Source organism: Streptomyces sp. NPDC021562 (assembly GCF_040640875.1).
Lineage (GTDB): Bacteria > Actinomycetota > Actinomycetes > Streptomycetales > Streptomycetaceae > Streptomyces.
This window is the reverse complement of the sequence record NZ_JBFACN010000021.1, coordinates 1-22,959: the sequence shown is the minus strand read 5'-3', so window position 1 is coordinate 22,959 and position 22,959 is coordinate 1. Positions and strand designations below refer to the sequence as shown.

Annotated in this window: 20 protein-coding genes; 6 read left to right on the top strand and 14 right to left on the bottom strand. The window is 73.2% G+C overall.

Annotated features, from left to right (window positions below; all coding sequences use genetic code 11):
• Nucleotides 1-106: 106 nt before the first annotated feature.
• Both AB0G52_RS28965 and AB0G52_RS28960 read right to left on the bottom strand, forming a co-directional pair.
• A complete protein-coding gene (locus AB0G52_RS28965; protein ID WP_132887829.1) occupies nt 107-1,687 on the bottom strand; it encodes an alkaline phosphatase D family protein in 1,581 nt (526 codons plus the stop codon).
• Nucleotides 1,688-1,869: 182 nt separating this feature from the next.
• A complete protein-coding gene (locus AB0G52_RS28960) occupies nt 1,870-2,700 on the bottom strand; it encodes an alpha/beta hydrolase (protein WP_132887830.1) in 831 nt (276 codons plus the stop codon).
• 209 nt (nt 2,701-2,909) lie between these two features.
• Here AB0G52_RS28960 and AB0G52_RS28955 point away from each other — a divergent pair, with 209 nt between their 5' ends.
• Together AB0G52_RS28955 and AB0G52_RS28950 are read left to right on the top strand one after the other, a co-directional pair.
• Nucleotides 2,910-3,794 (top strand): RNA polymerase sigma-70 factor, encoded by an 885-nt coding sequence (locus AB0G52_RS28955; protein WP_132887831.1) that lies wholly within the window; start codon nt 2,910-2,912, stop codon nt 3,792-3,794.
• A 237-nt stretch (nt 3,795-4,031) separates the two neighbouring features.
• Entirely contained in the window at nt 4,032-4,793 is a 762-nt protein-coding gene (locus AB0G52_RS28950) for a GntR family transcriptional regulator (protein ID WP_132887832.1), read from the top strand.
• A gap of 88 nt (nt 4,794-4,881) precedes the next feature.
• Here AB0G52_RS28950 and AB0G52_RS28945 read toward each other — a convergent pair whose 3' ends face one another.
• A complete protein-coding gene (locus tag AB0G52_RS28945) occupies nt 4,882-6,039 on the bottom strand; it encodes an ROK family transcriptional regulator (protein WP_132887833.1) in 1,158 nt (385 codons plus the stop codon).
• A gap of 226 nt (nt 6,040-6,265) precedes the next feature.
• Between AB0G52_RS28945 and AB0G52_RS28940 the strand changes: the two genes are divergently transcribed.
• Nucleotides 6,266-8,644 (top strand): Orn/Lys/Arg decarboxylase N-terminal domain-containing protein, encoded by a 2,379-nt coding sequence (locus tag AB0G52_RS28940; RefSeq protein ID WP_361340128.1) that lies wholly within the window; start codon nt 6,266-6,268, stop codon nt 8,642-8,644.
• Here AB0G52_RS28940 and mug read toward each other — a convergent pair.
• The 9 genes from mug to AB0G52_RS28895 form a co-directional block, all read right to left on the bottom strand.
• The gene (gene mug / locus AB0G52_RS28935) at nt 8,641-9,129 is read right to left on the bottom strand and encodes a G/U mismatch-specific DNA glycosylase (RefSeq protein ID WP_207921659.1); all 489 of its coding nucleotides are present in this window, start codon (nt 9,127-9,129) and stop codon (nt 8,641-8,643) included. The genes AB0G52_RS28940 and mug overlap by 4 nt on opposite strands.
• 65 nt (nt 9,130-9,194) lie before the next feature.
• Nucleotides 9,195-10,667, bottom strand: a complete 1,473-nt coding sequence (gene purB / locus AB0G52_RS28930; protein ID WP_361340125.1) for an adenylosuccinate lyase — start codon at nt 10,665-10,667, stop codon at nt 9,195-9,197.
• Nucleotides 10,668-10,714: 47 nt separating this feature from the next.
• On the bottom strand, nt 10,715-11,059 hold the full coding sequence (locus tag AB0G52_RS28925) for a DUF4326 domain-containing protein (RefSeq protein WP_361340122.1): 345 nt from the start codon (nt 11,057-11,059) through the stop codon (nt 10,715-10,717).
• A 10-nt stretch (nt 11,060-11,069) separates the two neighbouring features.
• A complete protein-coding gene (locus AB0G52_RS28920; protein WP_132887838.1) occupies nt 11,070-11,852 on the bottom strand; it encodes an SGNH/GDSL hydrolase family protein in 783 nt (260 codons plus the stop codon).
• A gap of 58 nt (nt 11,853-11,910) precedes the next feature.
• A complete protein-coding gene (locus tag AB0G52_RS28915; RefSeq protein WP_132887839.1) occupies nt 11,911-12,924 on the bottom strand; it encodes a hemolysin family protein in 1,014 nt (337 codons plus the stop codon).
• Nucleotides 12,921-14,255, bottom strand: coding sequence for a hemolysin family protein (locus tag AB0G52_RS28910; RefSeq protein ID WP_132887840.1), 1,335 nt, complete (start codon nt 14,253-14,255; stop codon nt 12,921-12,923). The genes AB0G52_RS28915 and AB0G52_RS28910 overlap by 4 nt, the downstream gene beginning before the upstream one ends.
• Nucleotides 14,256-14,409: 154 nt before the next feature.
• Nucleotides 14,410-14,883 carry a GNAT family N-acetyltransferase gene (locus tag AB0G52_RS28905; RefSeq protein ID WP_361340118.1) on the bottom strand — a complete coding sequence of 158 codons (474 nt, stop codon included), beginning with the start codon at nt 14,881-14,883 and terminating at the stop codon, nt 14,410-14,412.
• A gap of 32 nt (nt 14,884-14,915) precedes the next feature.
• Nucleotides 14,916-17,483 carry an ABC transporter permease gene (locus tag AB0G52_RS28900; protein WP_361340115.1) on the bottom strand — a complete coding sequence of 856 codons (2,568 nt, stop codon included), beginning with the start codon at nt 17,481-17,483 and terminating at the stop codon, nt 14,916-14,918.
• A 4-nt stretch (nt 17,484-17,487) separates the two neighbouring features.
• Entirely contained in the window at nt 17,488-18,261 is a 774-nt protein-coding gene (locus AB0G52_RS28895; protein WP_132887843.1) for an ABC transporter ATP-binding protein, read from the bottom strand.
• A gap of 128 nt (nt 18,262-18,389) precedes the next feature.
• On the opposite strand from AB0G52_RS28895, the gene AB0G52_RS28890 reads away from it, so the two are divergent.
• Both AB0G52_RS28890 and AB0G52_RS28885 read left to right on the top strand, forming a co-directional pair.
• Nucleotides 18,390-18,641: a toxin-antitoxin system HicB family antitoxin gene (locus AB0G52_RS28890; protein ID WP_132887844.1), complete on the top strand. Its 252-nt coding sequence runs from the start codon at nt 18,390-18,392 to the stop codon at nt 18,639-18,641.
• A gap of 4 nt (nt 18,642-18,645) precedes the next feature.
• The gene (locus tag AB0G52_RS28885; RefSeq protein ID WP_132887845.1) at nt 18,646-19,020 is read left to right on the top strand and encodes a fic family toxin-antitoxin system, toxin component; all 375 of its coding nucleotides are present in this window, start codon (nt 18,646-18,648) and stop codon (nt 19,018-19,020) included.
• A gap of 28 nt (nt 19,021-19,048) precedes the next feature.
• Here AB0G52_RS28885 and AB0G52_RS28880 read toward each other — a convergent pair whose 3' ends face one another.
• Nucleotides 19,049-19,738, bottom strand: a complete 690-nt coding sequence (locus tag AB0G52_RS28880; RefSeq protein ID WP_132887846.1) for a class I SAM-dependent methyltransferase — start codon at nt 19,736-19,738, stop codon at nt 19,049-19,051.
• An 83-nt stretch (nt 19,739-19,821) separates the two neighbouring features.
• On the bottom strand, nt 19,822-20,508 hold the full coding sequence (locus tag AB0G52_RS28875; protein WP_132887847.1) for a triacylglycerol lipase: 687 nt from the start codon (nt 20,506-20,508) through the stop codon (nt 19,822-19,824).
• A 119-nt stretch (nt 20,509-20,627) separates the two neighbouring features.
• Between AB0G52_RS28875 and AB0G52_RS28870 the strand changes: the two genes are divergently transcribed.
• Nucleotides 20,628-22,799, top strand: coding sequence for a helix-turn-helix transcriptional regulator (locus AB0G52_RS28870; protein WP_361340314.1), 2,172 nt, complete (start codon nt 20,628-20,630; stop codon nt 22,797-22,799).
• The last annotated feature ends 160 nt before the right edge of the window (nt 22,800-22,959 follow it).

The window sequence follows — 22,959 nt, the reverse complement described above, 5'->3', positions numbered from 1 at the left end:
GTCAGCGACGAGTTCACGGTGCGGTGGAACACCCGGCCGAGCATGCGGCAGGGCCGCGCCCCGGGGGATGACGCCGGAGCGCGGCCCTGTGAAAAGCGTACGGGAGTTACTGGCCGACCCGGCCCGGCTGCAGCGTCCGGGTGAACAGCACCGTCCCGTCGTACTCGCGCAGCCGCACCGTCAGCTCGCCGGAGTCGCCGTCGATGTCGACCTCGCCGAAGAACTGGTAACCCTCGGCGGGGGACACGTTCGCTGTGGTCGGCGCCTTGACGAACACCCGGTCGGGGCCGAACGTGCCGTCCAGCGCGCTGGCTGGGAAGGCGCCGGCGTTCAGCGGGCCCGAGACGAACTCCCAGAACGGGGCGAAGTCCTTGAACGCGGCCCGCGACGGGTCGTAGTGCTGCGCCGAGGTGTGGTGGACGTCGGCCGTCAGCCACACCGTGCCGGTGATCCTCCGGTGCTTGACGTACCGCAGCAGCTCCGCGATCTGCAGCTCACGGCCGAGCGGCGCGCCCGGGTCGCCCTGGGCGACGGCCTCGAAGTTCGGCTTGCCCTCGACCGGGTCGGGCACGACCAGACCGAGCGGCATGTCGGCGGCGATGACCTTCCACACCGCACGCGACCGGGACAGTTCCCGCTTCAGCCACTCCAACTGCTCGGCGCCGAGGATGCCCTGCGGGTCGGTCGTCCGGTCGTCGGGCGAGTTCGCGTCGCGGTAGGTCCGCATGTCCAGCACGAACACGTCGAGGAGCGGGCCGTGGTGGTGGACCCGGTAGATCCGGCCGTCGGGGCGCCCGCTGATCGTGGAGATCGGGAAGTACTCGGAGAACGCCCGCCGCGAGCGCGCCGCCATGTCGTTCAGCCTGGTGCCGGCCGGGTAGGGGGTGCCGGTGCCGATGACCTCGCCCGGGTACCAGTTGTTGCGGACCTCGTGGTCGTCCCACTGGATGATGTTCGGGACCTGGGCGTTGAACCTGCGCAGCGCCTGGTCGAGCAGGTTGTAGCGGAAGTTGCCGCGGAAGTCGTCCAGGGTGACCGCGACGTGCGACTTCGCCTCACTGGTGACGTTGCGGTACAGGCTGCCGTCGGGCAGCGCCTGCGTCGAGGGGATCACGCCGTCGGCGTAGATGTTGTCGCCGCTGCACAGGAAGAAGTCGGGGTCCAGCTTCGCCATCGCGTCGAAGATGCGGTAGCCGCCGATGGACTCGTTGATGCCCCAGCCCTGCCCGGCCAGGTCGCCGGACCACACGAACCGCACGCCCTGGCGGCGGCGCGTGGACGCGGTGCGGAAGGTGCCGGTGACCGGCTGGCCGGTGCGGCGCGGGTCGTCGGGGTCGGCGAGCAGCACGCGGTAGTGGATCTGCTCGCCGGACGGCAGGCCGTGCAGCCGGGTGGTGCCGGTGAAGTCGCTGCCCGCCCCCAGCAGCGGGCCGTGCCACCTGCGGGCGCCCCGGAACGACTCGGTGGCGGAGGTCTCCACGATCATGCGGGCCGGCCGGTCCGAACGGACCCACACCAGACCGGAGTCGGCCGTCACGTCGCCCGCCTGCACGCCCCAGTCGGCGCGGGGCCGCCCGGACAGGGCGAACGCCGGCGCGGAACCGAGCGCGGTGGGCAGGGCCAGGGCCGCCGACGCGGCGAGGGAGCCGCGCAGCACGCTGCGACGGCCGGGGAGCGGAAGGGACATGGGAAGGGCCTCCAGGACGGGATCCGGCCAATGTGCACCGCCACAACTACTGGTGCGCCGCAGCGCACACGGAAACCGCGGGTGAACACTGGCCGGGCCCCGGACGGCACCCACCGGGAACCGCCCGCCACAGCCGGGGCCCGGATGCGGGTGGGATGCGGGCTGTTTCGGGGGCCCGTTCGTCAGCGGCTGCCGTCCAGGATGACCCGGGCGACCAGCGCGGGGTCGTCGTTCATCGGGCAGTGGCCGCAGCCGGGCAGCCGGATCAGCCGGGCCTTGGGGATGATCTGCTTGGCGCGGACGCCCTGGCGGCGCACCAGCAGCAGGTCCCGGGTGCCCCAGCCCACCGTCACCGGGACGCCGGGGATGTCGTCGGTGAACTGGACCAGGGAGCCCGCCCGCAGGGTGTCCGCGAACCCGGTGGCCCGTGCGAGGGCGAGGGTCTCGGCGACCACGGCCTCGGGCGAACGGCGCGCCGGACGGGCGTAGATGGTGCTCGTCAGGGCCGTCCGCCCGGCGGCCGTCCGGGACAGCCGTTCGACGAGCGGCAGCGGCAGGCGCTCCGCGATCCGCCGCATGGCGATGAGCACCCCGAAGGCGTAGCGCCGCTCGGCCTGCGACCAGAACCCGGCGGGGGAGAGCGCGGTGACGGACCGTACGAGCTTCTCGCGGCCCAGTTCCAGCGCCAGCAGCCCGCCGAGCGAGTTGCCCGCCACATGGGGCCGGTCCAGCCCCAGCGCCTCGAACAGGGCGCCCAGCACCACGTTGGTCGTCGGGAGGTCGTACCTGAGGCCGTCGGGCAGGCCGGGGGAGGCGCCGAAGCCGGGCAGATCCACGGCGATCACGTCCCGCTCGGTCGCGAGGATGTCCACCACCGGGTCCCAGGCCTGCCGGTGATGCCCTATCCCGTGGATCAGGACCAGGGGCTCACCGCGGCCCACGCGCGTGTAGGCGACGGTCACGTCCCGCTGACCGTGCGGGGTCGCGACCTTGAAGGAGACGGTGGCGGACATGGAGGCTCCTCGTCTGGCGGGGCTGGCGGCTTCGTCGACTCCGTAGACAGCTTGTCAGCAATTGCTACCGGCGGGTAGTCCCCGGTGAGGTGTGTCGCGTCTCCGTGGCCGACGCCCCTGTGCCCCGCGGACCATTCTGGGCGCGGCGCCCGCCGGACGGTCCGATTACGGCTGGACAGGCCGGGGACGTGTCGGATGGTATGGGGGCCGTGACCGCCGACACCCTCACCGACGTCTTCGAGGAACACCGTCCCGTGCTCATGGGAGTCGCCTACCGCATGCTCGGCCGGGTGGCCGACGCGGAGGACGTGGTCCAGGAGGCCTGGCTGCGCTGGTCCGGCGGCGACCGCGGCGAGGTCCGCGAACCGCGCGGCTACCTGGTGCGCGTCACCACCCGGCTCGCCATCGACCGGCTCCGCCAGATCCGGGCGCGCGGCGAGATCTACGTCGGCCCCTGGTTGCCCGAGCCGTACGTCACCGACTTCGGCAGCACCGCCCCCGACACCGCGGAACGTGCCGAGCTGACCGACTCCGTCTCGCTCGCCGTCCTCGTCGTCCTCGAATCCCTGTCGCCCCTGGAACGCGCCGTGTTCGTCCTGCGCGAGGCCTTCGGCTACCCGCACGCCGAGATCGCCGCCATGCTCGACCGGGGCGAGGCGGCGGTGCGCCAGCTCGCCGGACGCGCCCGGCGCCACGTCGACGAACGCCGGCCGCGCTACGAGGTCGACCCGGCGCAGCGCCGGGACCTGACCGAACGGTTCCTCGCCGCGGCGGCCGAGGGCGACCTGGAGGGGCTGATGTCCCTGCTCGCGCCGGACGTCCGCCTGGTGAGCGACGGCGGCGGCAAGGCGACGGCGGCGCTGCGCGTCATCGTCAGCCCCGCGAAGGTGGGCCGGTTCGTCGTCGCCGTGGTCCACAAGCGGGAGGCGGAGCTGTCCTACCGCTTCCTCGAGGTCAACGGCGGTCCGGCCGTGCTTCTGCTGGCCGCGGGGGAGCTGAACAGCGTGGTCCAGCTGGACGTCGCCGACGGCCTGGTCCGGGCCGTCCACATCATTCGCAACCCCGACAAACTGCGGTCGGTCCCGCTCGGCTGACCCCCCTGCCACGCGGCTCCCGCAGTACGACGGGAGCTTTGCCGCCATGTCACGAGAACCACCCCGCGCGAACGCCTCGTGAACGCTCCGCGGCGTCGTCGCAGTGCGGTCGCCGGGGATCGAGGATTGGTATTGACCAAGGGTGTGCGCCGCCCTATGGTCGCAGATAAGTGCAACAACCTTTAATAAACAAGGGCGCTAAAACGCCGCCGGACCACGGCGATTGCGGAGGACAGGGTGGGGACCACGCAGCTGGAAACGGTGCCGGAACCGAAGTACTGGCATCTCAAGACCGTGCTCAGTGAGGCACTCGACTCGGAGTTCTCGGTCGGCGAGATCCTGCCCAACGAGCGCGACCTCGCCGCCCGTTTCGGAGTGGCCCGTGCCACCCTCCGCCAGGCCCTCGAACAGCTCGAACTGGAGGGCCGCCTCCAGCGTCGCCGGGGTGTCGGTACGACCGTCGCGCCGCCGCGCGTGGGCGTGGCGGTGGGCACCGACCAGCCCACCTGGCCGGGCGCTCCCGACGATGCCTGGCAGCCCGTCGACTGCACCCTCGCGCCGCCGCCGGCCGCCGTCGCCGCGGCCCTGGACAGCGGCGCGGACGAACCCGTGCACGTCGTGCGGCGCTCCCGGGTCTCCCACGGGCAGCCTGTCGCCGCCGAGCTGCTCTACGTCCCGGCGTCCTCGGTCCCGGACCTGACGGCGATCGACGCGCCCGCCGGATCGGCACGCGCGCGTGCGGTGCTGCGCGAGCTGCAGCGCCTGGAGCTGGAAGGCCGGGACAGCGCCGTGGAACTCGGGTCGGCCCGCGCGGACGACGCCAAGGAACTCGACCGTCTGCCGGGCGCCCCGGTCCTGGTCGTCACGACCCGCTTCCTCGCGGCCGGCCGCACCGCCGCCCTGTCCGTCGCCACCTACCGCGCGGACACCTGCCGGCTCACCTTCGGCGACTCCGGCGGCGTGGAGATCCACCACGGCCCGGAACGCCAGGCCTCCTAGCGACAGCTCCCAGAACGACCCGTCGCGCCCCGGAACCCTTCCGGGGCGCGACGCGTTCCAGGGCACCCGCCCGCCGTCCCCCTGCCGGTCACCGCCGGGCGGTGACCGTGCCGTCGACGGCGAAGAGCTGTTCCTCCACGTGGTCCAGGGCGAGCCGCAGCGCGCCGGTCGCGACCGCCGCTTCGCCGAGGACGGAGAGGGCCACCCTGGGCGGGCGCAGGCAGTAGCGGGCGAGTTCGCGGCGCAGCGGCTCCAGGACCCCGTCGAGCCCCGCCGCCCAGCCGCCGATCACCACCAGCTCCGGGTCGAGCGCCAGCACCAGTGCGGCCACGTCGTGGACCAGCCGCTGTATGAACCGGTCGACGGCGGCCCGCGCCCGCGCGTCCCCCTTCCGGGCCAGCGCGAACACCTCGGCGACCGCCTGCTCGTCCAGGGGGTGCAGCGGTTCGTCGGTGGTCGACAGCAGCGTCTCCGGGGTCACCTCCCGGCCCAGCAGATGCAGGGCGCCGATCTCGCCGGCCGCACCGCCGTAACCGCGGTGCAGCCGCCCGCCGATCAGCGAACCGGCGCCCGGGCTGAGCCCGGCCAGCACCATCACCACGTCGTCGGACTCGGTGGCGGCACCCTTCCAGTGCTCGGCCACGGCCGCCGCGTTGGCGTCGTTCTCCACGAGGACCGGGCACTTGAAGGACCGGCTGAGCCGCTCGCCGAGCCGCAGCCCCGTCCACTCCGGCAGTGCGGTGCCCAGCCGCACCCTGCCGTCCGCCTCGACGATCCCCGGCGTGCCGACCCCGACGGCGCGCAGCGAACTGCGCGCCACCCCGGCCCGGCGCAGCAACTCGGCGACCGCGGTGCGCAGCCGCTCCAGGCGCTCGTCCGCGTCGGCCGTCTCGTCGACCTCCTTGGCCTGGGCGCCCAGCACCCGGCCGTCCAGGTCGGCGAGGAGCGCCGCGACGCGGTGCGGGCCGATCTCCAGGCCGAGCAGGTGCCCTGCCTCGGCCCGGAACCGGAACCGCCTCGCGGGCCGCCCCTGCCGTCGTGCGGCGCCCTCGTCGGCGGCCTTCTCCACGACCAGACCGGCTTCGATCAGCCCCTCGACAACGCCCTCCACCGTCGGCCTGGACAGCCCGGTCACCCGGGTGATCTCGGTGAGCGTCGCGCAGTCCGTGGCCCGCAGCGCGTGCAGCACCACCGCGGAATTGATCCTCCGCAACAGAGACGGATCACCGCCGGTCAGCCCCGCCAACGTCCGTCCTCCCAGCTAGCTCCGCGTGTTGGCCGGATCGTACTTCCCCACCACCGACGCGGGCGAGTGCCCGCCCCAACGGCCCGCGAAAGACGGAAGTCAATGGACGGGTGGTGGATTCCGTCGCGAGGGTGGTTTGGCGGGGCGGGGCGGGAGTTCTTCGGGGTGGCGTCCGGACACTGGGGCGTGGGGGCGGTCGCGGGGGCCGCTGGAAGGTGGGAGACGTATGGCCGACAGTCGGATCCTGGTCGCGGTGCCGGAGCATCCGCGGAGCGAGGGCGCCGCCGCCGAGCAGTTACGGAAGATCCGGGACGCGATCGAGGCGGGCGGCTTCGAGGTCCGCTGGGCGGTCAACGCCCAGGACGCGGACGCGGTGCTGCGCACCGAGGCCGGTCTGGCGGGGGCGGTGGTGGCCTGGGACCTGCCGTGCGTCGCCGGTGACGGACCCGGCACCGCGCTCGCGGCGCCGGGCGGCGCGCTCGTCCGGCCGGGCAGCACCCTCGACGGGACCCCGGGCGGCGGCGCCGTACTGCGCCGGATCGGCCGTCGGTACCGGGACCTGCCGGTCTTCCTGGTGATGGCCGACGACCAGGCCTGGGACCTGCCGCTGTGGGTGTCCGAGTCGGTCGTGGGCTACGTCTGGCCACTGGAGGACACCCCCGGTTTCATCGCGGGCCGGGTCACCGCCGCCGCCCGCGCCTACCGGGAGTCCGTACTGCCGCCGTTCTTCCGGGCGTTGCGCCGCTTCGACGACGCCCACGAGTACTCCTGGCACACCCCGGCCCACTCCGGCGGCGTCGCCTTCCTCAAGTCGCCCGCGGGACGCGCCTTCCACGACTACTTCGGCGAGCGGCTGCTGCGCAGCGACCTGTCGATCTCGGTCGAGGAACTGGGCTCGCTGTTCGAGCACACCGGCCCCATCGGCGAGGCGGAGCGCAACGCGGCCCGGGTGTTCGGCTCCGACCTCACCTACTTCGTGCTGCACGGCGACTCCACGTGCAACCGCCTGGTCGGCCACTTCAGCGTCACCCGCGACGAGATCGCGCTGGTCGACCGCAACTGCCACAAGTCCGTCCTGCACGGCCTGGTCGTCTCCGGCGCCCGGCCGGTCTTCCTGGTCCCCACCCGCAACGGCTACGGCCTGGCGGGACCGCTGCCCCCGGCCGAGACCGCCGCGGACGCGGTGGCCGCCCGGATCGCCGCACACCCCCTCACCGAGGGCGCGGTGTCCCCCCACCCGCAGTACGCGGTGTTCACCAACTCCACGTACGACGGCCTCAGTTACGACGCCGTACCCACCGCCCGCGCGTTCGCCGCCAGCACGCCCCGGGTGCACTTCGACGAGGCGTGGTTCGCGTACGCCCGCTTCCACCCGCTCTATGCGGGCCGGTACGGCATGTCGGTGGACGAGGAGTCCTTCCCCGGCCCGGACCGACCCACCGTGTTCGCCACCCAGTCCACGCACAAGCTGCTGGCGGCGCTCTCGCAGAGCGCCATGGTGCACGTCCGGTCGGCGCCCCGGGCGCCGGTGGAGCACGACCGGTTCAACGAGGCGCTGATGATGCACGGCACCACCTCGCCCAACTACCCGATGATCGCCTCGCTCGACGTGGCGACGGCGATGATGGACGGCCCGCAGGGCGAGTGGCTCATCGACGAGGCGGTGACCGAGGCGATCCGCTTCCGCCAGGAGATGGTGCGCCTGGGGCGGCGGATCGAGAGCGCCGGGGACCGGCCGCCGTGGTTCTTCGGGGTGTGGCAGCCGGACACGGTCGCCGACCCGGCGACCGGCGAGCGGCTGCCGTTCGACCAGGCACCCCTGGAGTTGCTGCGCACCGACCAGTCCTGCTGGCTGCTGGAACCCGGCGCCGACTGGCACGGCTTCCCCGGGCTGACCGACGGGCACTGCATGCTGGACCCGGTCAAGGTCACGCTGACCTGCCCGGGGATCGACGCCACCGGTCAGATGGCCGAGGAGGGCGTCCCGGCGCGGGTGCTCACCGCCTATCTGGCGACCCGGAAGATCGTGGTGGAGAAGACCGACAGCTACACCACGCTGATCCTGTTCTCCATGGGCATCACCAAGGGCAAGTGGGGCACCCTGCTGGACGCCCTGACCGATTTCAAGGCCCTCTACGACGCCGAGGCCCCGCTGGAGCGCGTCCTGCCCGAGGTCGCCGCCGCGCACTCCCGCCGGTACGCGGGCCTGACCCTGCGCGGGCTGTGCCAGGAGATGCACGAGCAGTTGCGCTCGGTACGGCTGGTGGAGCTGCTGGACACGGCGTTCCAGCGGCTTCCGCAGCCCGTGGCGGCACCGCGGCACTGTTACGAGCGGCTGGTGCGCGGCGGTACCGAGCGGGTCCGGATCTCGCAGGCGGCGGACCGGGTGGCCGCCGCCATGGTGACGGTCACCCCGCCGGGCATCCCGGTCCTGATGCCCGGCGAGTCCACCGGCGCCCCCGACGGTCCGCTGCTGCGCTACCTCACCGCCCTGGAGTCCTTCGACCACCGTTTCCCCGGCTTCCGCAGCGAGACCCACGGCGTGACCCTGGACGAGGACACGGGCGACTACCTGATCGAGTGCCTGTCATCCGAGGGACCCTAGTCCTGTGCCGCGTCCCGCAGCCGCGCGAACTCCTCCGCCATCGTCGCCGTCGTCCAGTGGGCGTTCAGCCCGCTGGGGTTCGGCAGCACCCACACGCGCGTGTCCCCGATCGTCCGCTCCTGCGGGCCCACCCGGGCCCCGCGGTCGGCGAACGCCGCACGGTAGGCCGTGACGCCCACCACCGCCAGCCAGCGCGGGCGGGTCCGGGTCACCTTCGCCGTCAGCAGTTGCCCGCCCGCGACGTACTCCTCGGCCGTCAGCTCGTCGGCGCGCGCGGTGGCCCGCGCCACCACGTTCGTGATGCCGAGCCCGTACGACAGCAGCTCACCCTGTTCCGCGGGCTTCAGCAGCCGCGGGGTGAAACCCGAACGGTGCAGCACCGGCCAGAAGCGGTTGCCGGGACGGGCGAAGTGGTGGCCGGTGGCCGCCGTCATCAGGCCCGGGTTGATGCCGCAGAACAGCACCTGGAGACCGTCCGCGATCACGTCCGGGACGAGCCGGTCGCGGGCGGCCTCCAGCTCGGCCGCGGTGAAGCGGGGGGACCGGCCGGTCAGAGGATCGCCCCGGGGGCGTAACCCGCGGCCTCCGGGTGCTGCTTGACGATCTCCTCGACGCGGCCGACGACGACACCGACCTGGGCGGCCGCCGCGCCGGTGAAGGACAGCTTGTCCGCCATCAGGGCCGCCAGCCGCTCACGGTCGAGCGGCAGCCGCTCGTCGGCGGCCAGCTTGTCGAGCAGGTCGTTGCGCTCGGCGCCCTGCTCGCGCATCGCGAGCGCGGTGGCGACCGCGTTCTCCTTGATCGCCTCGTGGGCCACCTCGCGGCCGACCCCCGCCCGCACCGCGCCCATCAGCACCTTGGTGGTGGCGAGGAACGGGAGGTAGCGGTCCAGTTCGCGCGCGATGACGGCGGGGAACGCCCCGAACTCGTCGAGGACCGTCAGGAAGGTCTCCAGGAGGCCGTCGAGCGCGAAGAAGGCGTCCGGCAGGGCGACCCGGCGCACCACCGAGCAGGACACGTCGCCCTCGTTCCACTGGTCGCCCGCCAGCTCGCCGGTCATCGAGGCGTAGCCGCGCAGGATCACCATCAGGCCGTTGACGCGCTCGCAGGACCGCGTGTTCATCTTGTGCGGCATCGCGGAGGAGCCGACCTGGCCCGGCTTGAAGCCCTCGGTGACCAGCTCGTGCCCGGCCATCAGGCGGATCGTCTTCGCGAGCGAGGAGGGGGCCGCCGCCAGCTGCACCAGCGCGGTCACGACCTCGTAGTCGAGGGAGCGCGGGTAGACCTGGCCGACGGACGTGAACGCCTGCGAGAAGCCCAGGTGCCGGGCGATCCGGTCCTCCAGCTCCGCCAGCTTCGCCGCGTCGCCGCCGAGCAGGTCCAGCATGTCCTGGGCGGTGCCGACCGGGCCCTTGATGCCGCGCAGCGGGTAGCGGCCGAGCAGCTCCTCGACCCGGCCGTACGCCACGAGCAGTTCGTCGGCGGCGGTCGCGAAGCGCTTGCCGAGGGTGGTGGCCTGCGCGGCGACGTTGTGGGAGCGGCCGGCCATCACCAGTTCGGCGTACTCGCCGGCCAGCCTGCCCAGCCGCGCCAGGACGGCCACCGTACGGTCGCGCACCAGCTCCAGCGAGAGCCGGATCTGCAGCTGCTCGACGTTCTCGGTGAGGTCACGGGAGGTCATGCCCTTGTGCACGTGCTCGTGCCCGGCGAGGTCGTTGAACTCCTCGATCCGCGCCTTCACGTCGTGCCGGGTGACCTTCTCGCGCTCGGCGATCGAGGCCAGGTCGACGGTGTCGAGGACTCGCTCGTAGTCGGCGATCGCCTCGTCCGGCACCTCGATGCCGAGGTCCTTCTGGGCCCGCAGCACGGCGAGCCAGAGCTGCCGCTCCAGCTTCACCTTCTGCTCGGGCGACCAGAGCGTGGCGAGCTCGGCGGAGGCGTAGCGTCCGGCGAGGACGTTGGGGATGCGGGGCTTGGCGGCTGCGGCAGAGGTCACGTGTACGGATTCTACTGGTCGATTCATGCAGGCCAGCGCCACGGCCCCGGTCGTGCGAAGCTACGAGAGCCACGTCACGGCTGGGGCAGGTCGGGGAGTTCCGCCAGCACGTCCGCGTGGCACTGCTCCGGCGCGCACCAGCACGCCAGCGTCCTCCCGCGCAGTTCCGCCACGAGTTCCAGCAGTTCGGGCCGCTCCAGCAGATGGGCCCGGTACATCGCCATCACCTCGGCGCGGGTGCCGTCCCGCTTCCGCTTCGGGGTGTCGTGGGCGAAGGGGTTGCGGAGCGGGTGGCCGGGCAGATCCCAGCCGCCCATGGTCCAGCGGCGGCCGACGTGGAGGACGTCCGCGGGGGCTTCCTCGAGCCGGGGGCCGAACTCGTGGATCCGGCCCCTGACACTGATCACCCGTGTGCGCACAGGACCGACGCTACGCCTCGAACGGCAGCAGCTCCGGCCGCTTCGGCGCGCGGCCGTCACCGGAGGAGCGGCCGGAGAGCCTGCGGCCTATCCACGGCAGCAGGTGCTGCCGGGTGAAGCGGACGTCCGCGACCCGGCGCGTGACCCAGCCGGGCGGCGCGGACGCCGGTATCGGCGTACGCCATTCGGTGTCCTCGGGGTCGTAGCCGAGGGTCTGCCAGACCGCCTCGGCGACCCTGCGGTGCCCCTCGGCCGTCAGGTGCAGGCGGTCCACGTCCCACAGCCGGGGGTCGGCCAGCGAGGGCGCGCCGTACAGGTCGACCACGAGGGCGCCGTGGCGCTCGGCCAGTTCGTCCACGCAGGCGAACAGCTCCTCCATGCGCGGCCGGAACCGATCGAGGACCGGGCCCTGGCGGCCCGGGCTGCGCATCAGCACCAGCTGTTCGCAGGCCGGTGCCAGCCGCTCCACCGCCTCGGTGAGCAGATCCCGGACCCGGCCCATGTCGCACTTGGGGCGGAGCGTGTCGTTGAGGCCGCCGACCAGGGTGATCACGTCGGGCCGCATGGCGACCGCCACGTCCACCTGCTCCGCGACGATCTGCGCGATGAGCTTGCCGCGCACGGCGAGGTTGGCGTAGCGGAAGCCGGGGTTCTTGGCGGCCATCCGGGTGGCGAGCACATCGGCCCAGCCCCGGTAGGAGCCGTCGGGCAGCAGGTCCGACATGCCCTCGGTGAAGGAGTCGCCGACCGCGACCAGGCTGGAGTGTGCGGGAGGCACAGGGTTCGTCTGCATGGCGACAGAAATGGTATCCCCAGGCCCATACCCGTCGGTCGGTCGGTCCGGCGCCGGCTCACGCGTGCTGGCCGAACAGCTCCCGCAGTACGTCCTCCATGGTCACCAGGCCCGCCATCCGCCCGTCGTCGCCGAGCACGCCCGCCAGATGGGTGCGGCTGCCGCGCATCGCGGTGAGCACGTCGTCCAGCGGGGTGCTCTCGCGCACCCGGGCGATGGGCCGCATGTCCCGCAGCCGGAACGCCACGTCCTGGGACGGGGCGTCCAGTGCGTCCTTGACGTGCAGATAGCCGACGATCCGCCGCACCTCGTCGACCACGGGGAAGCGGGAGAACCCCGACTCGGCCGACAGCCGCTCCAGCTCCACCGGGGTGACGCCCACGCGCGCGTACACGACGCGTTCCAGCGGTACGACCACGTCCCGTACGGGTCGGCGGCCCAGTTCCAGGGCGTCGTGCAGCCGCTCCTGCGCCCGGTCGTCGATCAGGCCCGCCTCGCTGGCGTCCTTGACGATCTCGGCGAGCTCGGCGTCCGTGAAGGTCGCCGACACCTCGTCCTTGGTCTCCACACGGAGCAGTTTCAGCAGGGTGTTGGCGAACGCGTTGATCGTGAAGATCACCGGTCGCAGCGCCCGCGACAGGGTCACCAGCGGCGGGCCGAGCAGCAGCGCGCTGCGCACCGGCTCGGCCAGTGCCACGTTCTTCGGCACCATCTCGCCGAGCAGCATGTGCAGGTAGGTCGCCAGGGCCAGCGCGATCACGAAGGCCACCACGTGGCCCGCGCCCGGGGGCACGCCGACGACGTGGAACACCGGCTCCAGCAGATGCGCGATCGCCGGTTCCGCGACCACGCCCAGGACCAGCGTGCACAGGGTGATGCCGAGCTGGGCGGCGGCCAGGAGGGCGGAGACATGCTCCAGACCCCACAGCACGCTCTTCGCCCGCCGGTCGCCCGCCTCGGCGTACGGCTCGATCTGGGAGCGGCGCACGGAGATCAACGCGAACTCGGCGCCGACGAAGAAGGCGTTCACCACCAGGGTCGCCAGACCGATCAACAGCTGTACGGCGGTCATCGCCCGGCCCCCTGCTCCATCTCGTCGTCCAGCGGCGCGTGCAGCAGCACCCGGGACGCCCGTCGCCCCGCCGCGTCCACCACGTCCAGCCGCCAGCCGGCGACCTCCACACTGTCCCCGGTCTCGGGTATCCGGCCGAGCTGGGCCGCGACGAGACCGGCCAGCGTCTCGTAGGGCCCCTCGGGCGCCTTCAGGCCCACGCGGGTGAGCTGGTCCATGCGGGCCGCGCCGTCCGCCGCGTACAGGGCGCGGCCCTGGTCGTCGGCGCCCGCGGGGGCGAGGTCGGGGGTCTCGTGCGGGTCGTGCTCGTCGCGGACCTCGCCGACGACCTCCTCGACGATGTCCTCCAGGGTCGCCACTCCGGCCGTACCGCCGTACTCGTCGATGACGACGGCCATGGTGCGCCGGCCGCCGAGGCGGTCCAGGAGACGGTCGACGGTGAGGGACTCGGGGACCAGCAGGGGTTCGCGCATCACCTGGTCGACCCGGACCCGGGCCCGCTCCTCGGCGGGCAGCGCCAAAACGTCCTTGATGTGGGCGGTGCCGACGACCGCGTCCAGGGTGTCCCGGTAGACCGGGAACCGGGACAGGCCGGTCGCGCGGGTCGCGTTCGCCACGTCCTCGCAGGTCGCCCGGACCTCCAGGGCGACCACCTGGACGCGCGGGGTCATCACGTTCTCGGCGGTGAGGTCGGCGAGGTTCAGCGTGCGCACGAACAGCTCGGCGGTGTCCGGCTCCAGCGCGCCCTGCTTGGCGGAGTGCCGGGCCAGCGCCGCCAGCTCCTGGGGCCCGCGCGCGGAGGCCAGTTCCTCGGCCGGCTCCACGCCGAAGCGCCGGACCACCCGGTTCGCGGTGTTGTTCAGATGGGTGATGAAGGGCCGGAAGGCCGCACTGAACCAGCGCTGGGCGTTGCCCACCCGCTTCGCGACGGACAGCGGCGAGGAGATCGCCCAGTTCTTGGGCACCAGCTCGCCGACGACCATCAGGAACACCGTGGACAGCGCCGTGCCGATCACCAGTGCGACCGAGCCGGCCGCCGAGGCCGGGACGCCGATCGCCTCCAGGGGGCCGGCCAGCAGCTTGGCGATCGAGGGCTCGGCGAGCATGCCGACCACCAGATTGGTGACCGTGATGCCGAGCTGCGCCCCGGAAAGCTGGAACGTCAGGTTCCGTACGGCCTTGAGGGCGCCCGCGGCTCCGCGTTCGCCCCGCTCCACGGCCCGCTCCAGCTCGCCGCGCTCGACCGTGGTCAGCGAGAACTCGGCCGCGACGAAGGCGCCGCAGGCGAGGGACAGCAGGATCGCCACCAGCAGCAGGAGCACTTCGGTCATCGGGTCACCTCCGTCCCAGGATCGGACAGGGCGGACGGGACCGCGCGGTGTTGCCGGCGCTGCGCACTGGGAGGCTCGCCCATGGGCGGACGCTCACGCACCTTTCATGGAGAAACGGAACGACCCCTCAATAGTAAAGGATCGGCAAAGTGCTTCACTCGGTGGCCTCGGCGAGCGGCTTCACCCACCGACGCCACTTCTCCTCGGGCGCGTACCCAGCCGCGCGCCAGGCATGGTGGGCGGTCTCGTTGCGCACCAGCACCATCGCGTCCCCGCGCCGCCCGCCGAGCCGTACGAAGCGTTCCTCGGCGGCCGTCAGCAGCGCCGAGCCGACACCCCGGCGGCGCCGCCCCGGATGCACCGCCAGCCGGTACAGGTGGCAGCGCCAGCCGTCGAAGCCCGCGATCACCGTCCCCACCAGTTCGCCGTCGAGTTCGGCGAGGAGCAGTGCCCCCGGGTCCCGGGCGACCAGACGGTTCACCCCGGCGCGGTCGTCGCTGATGCTGGTGCCCTCGGCCGCCGTCTTCCAGAAGGCGAGCACGGCGTCCAGGTCGTCGGGCGCGGCGGCCCGTATGCGCAGGTCGGTCATGCGCCGATCCCACCACCGCGGTCTTCGCGCGCCCGGCAATTCCAGGATGCGGACGCACCCGCCGGGGCGGCTCAGTCGTGCGCGATGGCGGCGAGCACGTTCATCCGGGACGCGCGCAGCGCCGGCAGCAGCGCGGCCACGATGCCCACGACCGCCGAGCCGATCACGACCGCGACGATCGTGCCCCACGGGACGGCCAGTGCCTTCATGCCCTGCAGCGCCAGCACCCGCTGCGTGCACACGCCCCACACCAGCCCGAGCGCCAGCCCCAGCACGGCGCCGAACACCGCGATCACCACCGACTCCAGCCGGATCATCCGGCGCAACTGCCGCCGGGCCAGCCCGATCGCGCGCAGCAGCCCGATCTCCCGGGTGCGTTCCACCACGGAGAGAGCGAGGGTGTTGACCACGCCGAGCACCGCGATCACGATCGCGAGGCCGAGCAGGGCGTACACCAGGTAGAGCAGCACGGAGATCTGGTCGTGGACCAGCTTCTTGTAGTCGGCCTGGTCGCGGACCTGCACCTGCGGGAACGGGGCGAGGGCCCGCTCCAGGTTCGCGCGCAGCCGGTCCGCGCTCGTGCCGGCGGTCCGGTTCACGTACAGCGACGAGTCCTGGCCGTCCGGGACGTACTTCTCCACGGTGGCGATGCCGAAGAACAGCCCGCCCTGGGTGCCGAAGCCGCTGCCGCCGTCCTGGTCGGTGAGGGCGCCGACCCGCAGCTCGGCGGTCCTGCCGCCGGGGAACTCGACGGGGAGCTCACTGCCCAGCCGGACCCCGTGGTCCTCGGCGAAGCCGACGTCCATGCCGAGACCGCCGTCGGCCAGCGCCGCCGCGGTGTCGCCGCCCCGGTAGACGACATGGGCGACCCGGTCTACCTGTGGGTCGTACCCGGCGGCGGTCGTGGTGACCCGCTTGCCGTCCGGCAGCCGGACCGCCACCGGTGCGAACCGCTGCCGCACGACGAGCCCCACGCCCTCGGTGCCGCGGACCTTGTCGGTGATCTCCTTGGTGAACGGCAGGAAGTTGCCGTTCTGGATCACGAAGTCGGCGCCCAGCGTCTTGTCGATCTGCTGGTCGAACGACCTGGACATGGAGGCGCTGGCCACCGACATCCCGCCGACCAGGGCGAGGCCCACCATCAGCGCGGCGGCGGTGGCGCCGGTCCGGCGCGGGTTGCGCAGGGCGTTGCGCTGGCTCATCCGGCCCACCGTGCCGAACAGCGCGGGGAAGGCCGCGCCGAGGACCCGGATCACGGGCCGGACCAGCAGCGGTCCGGCGATGACCGTCGCGATCAGGGTGAGGACGACGCCCAGACCGAGCAGCGAGGCGGCGGAGGCGGTCCTGGTGGCCGCCGCACAGCCCGCGAGGGCGGCCGCCCCGAGCGCCCCGACGACCGAGCCCACGACCGCCCGCGCCTTCAACGGCTTGCCCACACCGGCGACCTCGGCGTCCGCGAGCGCCGCCATCGGCGACACGGCGGCCGCGCGCCGGGCGGGCAGGTACGCGGCGACGAAGGTGACCCCGACGCCCACGACGTACGAGGCGACCGGTGTGGCCCAGCCGATGACCATCTCGGTGGCCTTGAGGTTCATGCCGAACGCGGTCATCAGCCCGATCAGTCCGAACGCCAGCCCGATCCCGGCACCGAGCCCCAGCGTCGAGCCGACCAGCCCGAGCAGCGCGGCCTCGGTGAGCACCGACCGGCGTACCTGCCGCCGGTCCGCGCCCAGCGCGCGCAACAGGCCCAGCTCCCGGGTGCGCTGGGCGATCAGCATGGAGAAGGTGTTGACGATCAGGAACACGCCGACCAGGGTCGCGATCCCGGCGAACCCGAGCATCACGTACTTGATGACGTCGAGGAAGCCGCCGAGGTCCGCCGCCGAGGACTTCGCCTGCTCGTCGGCGGTCTTCAGGTCGTACGTCCCGGTGCCGATCGCCGCGCCGATCCGCTGTTTGAGCACGGCGTCCGGCACGCCCTTCGCCGCGTCCACCGAGATGCTGGTGGCCCGTTCGGGGGAGCCCAGCAGCTCCCTGGCCGCGACCGCCGGGTCCAGGTAGACGAGGGCGGCACCGGGGTTGGTGGTGGTGAAGGTGGCGATGCCGACGATCTGGACCCGGAAGCTGCCCGGCCGCGCCTGCACGGTCAGGGTGTCGCCGATGCGGACGTGCCTGCGGTCGGCGGTGTCCGCGTCGAGGAGGGCCTGCCCCGCGCCCCGTGGGGCGTGTCCCGAGGTGAGTCGCACGGGACTGCGGTGCGTGAGGAACCAGTCGGTGGCGATGGTCGGGGCGCCGGTCGTGGGGCCGACCGACCTGTTGTGCCGGTCGACCACCACGATGTTCTGCACCGACACGTCCGCGTGCGCCGCGGCGACCCCGTCGACCTCGGCCACCCGGTGCGCCAGCGCGGCGGGCACGGTCTCGACGGCCCCCGTCGGCACCGACGACTTGAGGTCCTCCTTCGGCCGCACCGACACGTCGGCGGAGGTGGAGGCGAACAGCCGGTCGAAGGTGCGCGTGACGGTGTCGGAGAAGATCAGGCTGCCCGCGACGAACGCCACGGACAGGACGATGGCCAGCGCGGACAGCAGCAGCCGCCCCTTGTGGGCGAGGAAGCTGCGCAGGGTTGCCTTGAGCACCGGCTCACTCCTTTTCGGGCCGCGGGGAGAACAGCCGCATCCGTTCCAGCACGGCCTGCGCGGTGGGACTGTCGATCCGGTCGACCAGACGGCCGTCCGCGAGGAAGAGCACCAGGTCGGAGTGGGCGGCGGCGCTCGGGTCGTGGGTGACCATCACCACCGTCTGCCCGAGCCGGTCGACCGCCTCCCGCAGGAACCCCAGCACCTCCAGGCCCGCCCGGGAGTCCAGGTTGCCCGTGGGCTCGTCGGCGAAGATCAGCTCCGGGCGGGAGGCCAGCGCCCGGGCACAGGCCACCCGCTGCTGCTGGCCGCCGGAGAGCTGGGCCGGCCGGTGTTTGAGCCGGTCCCGCAGCCCGAGCGTGTCGATGACCTGGTCCAGCCACTCCTGGTCGGGCCTGCGGCCCGCGATGTCCATGGGCAGCGTGATGTTCTCGGCCGCGTCGAGCGTCGGGATCAGGTTGAACGACTGGAACATGAACCCGATCCGGTCCCGGCGCAGCCGCGTCAGTTCGCGGTCCTTCAGCCCCGTTATCTCGGTGCCGCCCAGCCACACCTGACCGGCCGACACGCTGTCCAGCCCCGCCAGGCAGTGCATCAGGGTGGACTTGCCCGAGCCCGACGGGCCCATCACCGCGGTGAAACGGCCGCGCGCGATGTCGACGTCCACCGAGTCCAGCGCGAGCACGGCCGTATCACCCGCCCCGTACGCCTTGGTCAGTCCGCGTGCGCGGGCCGCGATCCCGTCGGCCGCCGGCGCCTTCGCAGCTGGTGTGGACACGTCTGCCTCCCCCGGTCGCGACCTCTTGGCCCGGGGCGAGCGTAGTGTGACCCGCCGCACAGGCGACATCACATTTCGGTCCCGATGCGCGCTTGCCGTTGCTAGCGTTCCGGCGCTAGCTTCGAGGTATGGCTAAGACCCAGCTGAACGTGCGGGTGGACGAGGGCACCGCCAGGGCGGCCCGCGAACGCGCCCTCGCGCGCGGCATGAGTGTCAACCGCTACATAGAGGAACTGGTCATGCAGGACACGGGTGAAGCGGGCCGGACCTTCGTCGAGGCCGCCGCCGACTTCATGAAGCAGTACGAGTCCGTCTTCGCCGAGGAGTTCGGCGAGACGCACGGCACCGACCCCTCTGACAAGACCGAAGGCCGTCACTGATCCCTTGAGCGACCTGACCATCGACCTCGCCTGGCTCCTCATGCTCGCCGAGCAGAAGACCCCCGGTGACCCGCAGGTCACCGACTGGGGCGCGCTGATCGCGGCCGTGGCCCGGCACCAGGCCGAGATATTCGACGTCCCCGTCTACGACACCCCGCACGCCCGCGCCGCGGCCCTGCTGCAACTCCTCATCCACGTCCCGGCGCTGGAGCGCTCGAACGCCCTGTTCGCGTCCTCGGTCGCGTACGCCTACCTGGTCGCCAGCGGCCTGAAGATCGCCACCTCGCCGGAGCAGGTCCGCGACCTGGCCCGGCTGGTCAAGACCGGCGGGGCGAGCGTCGCCGACATCGCCGAGGAGCTGCGCAGCTGGAGCCTGTGAGCGGCTGACCGGTTCTCACGCCCCGTTCTCACGCCCCGGGCTCCGGAGGGCGCCGGGCGACCCCCAGCACGCAGTACGAGGCCGGCAGCCGCGGCCCGGACTCCGGCACCGACAGCCGCTGGTACGGCCCGAGTTCGAACCCGGCCGCGCGCAGGGCGCCGACCGGATCGCGGGACAGCCGGCAGCCGCCGGCCAGCACCGGCCACACCGTCCGGTCCAGGGCCCGCTGGGTGAACCGCATCACCGGGCCGCCGCCCCGCCCGTGCTCGAAGAACCGCAGCTCCCCGCCCGGCCGCAGCACCCGCCGTACCTCCGCGAGCGCCCGCGGCACGTCCCGGACGCTGCACAGCACCAGCGACAGCACCGCCGCGTCAAAGGCCTCGCTCTTGACCGGCAGCGCCTCCGCCGCACCCGGCACCACGTCCACCGGCACCTCGGCGCGCACGGCGGCCCGCACCGCCAGCAGCCGCAGGGTGCGCTCCGGTTCGATCGCGACCACCTCCGCGACCGAACCCGGATACTTCGCGAAGTTCAGCCCGTTGCCCGCGCCGATCTCGATCACCCGCCCGGACAGCCCCGACAGCAGTCGCTCCCGGATCGCGGCCATCCCCAGGCGGGTCTCGGCGCGCACACTGCACCGGGCGTAGAAACGGGCGAAGAGCGGGTGGTGGACGGGATCCCGCACCGGTGTCCCGGCACCGACGGACATCAGCCGCATGACGGCCTCCCGGACGGAAGGAAGCAGGTCTACGGTGATTGTCCCCCGAGGGAGCCCGTCGCACCCCCGCTGCCCGCGGCGGCTCAGGAGATGAAGGCCCGCACCTGCTCGTACACGCCGTGGTCGTTGTTCATGTCGGTGTGCGAGATGCACCCGACGTCCACGTTGGTCGCCCCGCTCAGCTCCGCCGAGGAGTTCGGGACGACGGCCGCGTCGCAGTCCGACCAGTACGCCGCGTAGGAGACGCCGCCCGGCGTCTCGTCACCGGAGTTCAGGGCGGTCAGGAAGGAGCTGCCGGTCTGCATCTCCTTGCAGGACGTGTAGAGCCACCCGCACAGCGAGGCGACGCTCGTCCCGTGGTTCACCCCGGCGACCGACACGAAGTGGTCCACGTACGCGGTCCCGCCGAGGTTCTTCAGGTAGTAGCGGCTGTTGAGCGCACCCATGGAGTGCACCACCAGGTCGACCTTCGAGGCGCCGGTCCTGGACAGGACGGACTGGATGTACGTCGCCAGCGTCGAGGCGGTGGTGACGTTCGACTTCGTCCAGTCGTACGAGATCGCATACAACTCGGAGGACGAGTAGCCGTCCGCCTCGAAGTCGGCGATCCAGTCGTTCCAGCTGCTGGAGTCGCCGCTCAGACCGTGCACGAACACGATCGGGTCGTGGCTCGCCGCCTGCGCGGGAGTCGCGGCCAGGGGGAGTGACAGAAGGAGCGAACCGGCTATCGCCGACAGAGCCGTTGCGATGCGACGCTTGGCGCGTTGCATGATGCCTCCTGAAACGGGTGGGGTTGGTCAGGAGTGTCGGGACGGGTCTACGCGCGCCGCATCGGCGAAGTCGCCAGTCTTTACGAGTCAACTAACTCGCCAGTAACGTCATTCGTGTGGTGATACCGGTGAACCCCCCACCTCTGAACCGCACTTCGCCACCGGGGACCACCGACGCGGGTCCGGGCCCGGCTTCGGCGCTCCCCGAGGGCGTACGCGCCCGGGTACGGCGCGTCGTGTACGAGGACCAGCGCGCCGTGGCCGAACTCGTGCCGCGCCTCACCGCACGTCAGGCGGCGGGCGCCGACCCGCTGCCCGTGGAACCGGCCGAACTGGCACCACGGTTGCTGGCCAGCCTGCGCCGGGAGGTCCGCGCCCTGCCCGACGACACCCGGTCGCTGCTGCTCCTCGCGGCCGCCGACCAGTACCCGGTCACCACGCACGCCTTCCTGCGCGCGGTCACCGCCGTCCGGGTCGACACCCGCCCGCTGGAGGCCGCCGAGACCGCCGGGGTCGCGCACGCCGGCGCCGGCGGGGTGTCCTTCCGGGACGCCTGGACCCGGATCGCCGCCTACGAGACCGCCTCACCGGCCGACCGGCGCGCGGCCCACCAGCTGCTCGCCCGGGTGCTGGGCGGCAAGGCGGAGACGACCCGCCGCTCCTGGCACCGGGGCGCGGCCGCGCTCGGCCCCAGCGCCCGGCTCGCCGCGGAACTGCGCCTGGCCGCCGACCGGGCCCGCGCCGAGGGGAGACCCGCGCTCGCCCGCGCCCTCGCCGAACGCGCCGCCGAACTCAGCCCGGACCCGGTCGTGGAGGCCGGGCTGCTCGCCGCGGCCGCCGCCGACGCCTGGCGCTGTGGCGAACCCGACCGGGCGAGACGGCTCGCCGCCCGCACCGACAACCCCGCCCTGAGCGGCGTCCTCGCCCTCAGAGCGGGCAACGCCGCCGAGGCCTTCGACGCCCTGCTCACCGCCGCCGTACGGCAGGAACGTTCCGCCGACGCCGCGGCACTGCTCGCCCTCGCCACCGAGGCCGCCGTGTACACCGGCGACCTCGGACGCTGCCGCGAGGCCCAGGCCGTGGCCCACTGGCTGGGACTGGCACCCTCCGGCATCCTCGCCGGACTCGCCGCCGCCGTCGCGGGCCGCTACGACGAGGCCCGGGTCCTTCTGAAGGGCACCGCGGGAGGCTGCGGGCCCGGCGGCGACCCCGGCCCGCTGATCCACTCCGGCATCGCCGCCCTGCTGCTCGGCGACCCCACCCGGGCCGTCGCCGCCACCCTCCGCGCCGCCGCCTCGGCCCGGGCCCGCGGCACTGCGGGGACGGTCGTGCAGGCCATGGAGTTCCGCGTCTACGCCGACTTCTGGACCGGCCGCGCCCGGTCCGCCGAGGCCGCCGCCCAGGAGGCCCTCGCCCTGGCCCACGCCACCGGGCAGGACAACGGCGCCTGCCATCTCCGGGCCGCCCTCGCCATGTTCGCCGCGGTCACGGGCGACGAGGAGGCCTGCCGGGAGCGCGCGGCGGCCGTCCGGTCGTACGCCGTGGCGCACGGGCTGGGTCTGGCCGCCGCCCTCGCGCAGTGGGCCCTCGCCTTCCTCGACCTGACCCATGGCCGCTTCCCCGCCGCGGCCGCCCGGCTGCGGGCCCTCGCGGGCTTCGGCCCCGGCCACGGCCACCGGGCGATCCGGCACCTGGCCACCCCGCACTACGTCGAGGCCGCCGTCCGCACCGGCGACACCCGGGTGGCCCGTGCCGCCCACGCCGACTACCACCGCTGGGCCACCGCCGTCCGCAGCCCCGACGACCTCGCGCTCAGCGCCCGCTGCCGGGCCCTGCTCGCCCCCGGCGCCGAGGCGGAGGTGCACTACCGCGCCGCGCTCGACCTGCACGCCCGCGGCACCCGTGACTTCGAACGCGCCCGCACCGAGCTGCTGTTCGCCGGTGCGCTGCGCCGGACGCGGCGGCGCGCCGAGGCCAGGGACCGGCTGCACAGCGCCCTGGAGGCCTTCGAGTCCTTCGGCGCCCCGCACTGCGCCGCCCAGGCCCGCGCGGAACTGCGCGCCCTGGGAACGCCGTCCACCCCGAACTCCGGCGCCGACCCGGCGGCCGTCCTCACCGCGCAGCAGCTGACGGTCGCCCGGATGGCGGCGGACGGCGCCACCAACCGGGAGATCGGCGACCGGCTCAACCTCAGCCCGCGCACGATCGACCACCATCTGCGGGGGGTCTTCGCCCGGTTGGGCATCCGGTCGCGCATCGAACTGGTCCGGCTGCTCGGGGAGTCACCGTAGGCGGCGGTTCCGCGATGCGGGCGGGCCGTGTCGGTCGGGTGCGGCTGTGTGGGGGCTGGTCGCGCAGTTCCCCGCGCCCCTTCAGGGGCGCAGCCCCTGGGGGACGCCGAGCAGCGCGCCGACCGCGAGCAGCAGCCAGAGCGGGCTGCCGGCGCCGACC

Bases quoted from the DNA above. Each gene is read 5' to 3' on its own strand.
- AB0G52_RS28965 (WP_132887829.1), bottom strand. From the start codon at position 1,687: ATGTCCCTTCCGCTCCCCGGCCGTCGCAGCGTGCTGCGCGGCTCCCTC.
- AB0G52_RS28960 (WP_132887830.1), bottom strand. From the start codon at position 2,700: ATGTCCGCCACCGTCTCCTTCAAGGTCGCGACCCCGCACGGTCAGCGG.
- AB0G52_RS28940 (WP_361340128.1), top strand. From the start codon at position 6,266: ATGGCCGACAGTCGGATCCTGGTCGCGGTGCCGGAGCATCCGCGGAGC.
- purB (WP_361340125.1), bottom strand. From the start codon at position 10,667: ATGAATCGACCAGTAGAATCCGTACACGTGACCTCTGCCGCAGCCGCC.
- AB0G52_RS28920 (WP_132887838.1), bottom strand. From the start codon at position 11,852: ATGCAGACGAACCCTGTGCCTCCCGCACACTCCAGCCTGGTCGCGGTC.
- AB0G52_RS28915 (WP_132887839.1), bottom strand. From the start codon at position 12,924: ATGACCGCCGTACAGCTGTTGATCGGTCTGGCGACCCTGGTGGTGAAC.
- AB0G52_RS28910 (WP_132887840.1), bottom strand. From the start codon at position 14,255: ATGACCGAAGTGCTCCTGCTGCTGGTGGCGATCCTGCTGTCCCTCGCC.
- AB0G52_RS28890 (WP_132887844.1), top strand. From the start codon at position 18,390: ATGGCTAAGACCCAGCTGAACGTGCGGGTGGACGAGGGCACCGCCAGG.
- AB0G52_RS28880 (WP_132887846.1), bottom strand. From the start codon at position 19,738: ATGCGGCTGATGTCCGTCGGTGCCGGGACACCGGTGCGGGATCCCGTC.
- AB0G52_RS28875 (WP_132887847.1), bottom strand. From the start codon at position 20,508: ATGCAACGCGCCAAGCGTCGCATCGCAACGGCTCTGTCGGCGATAGCC.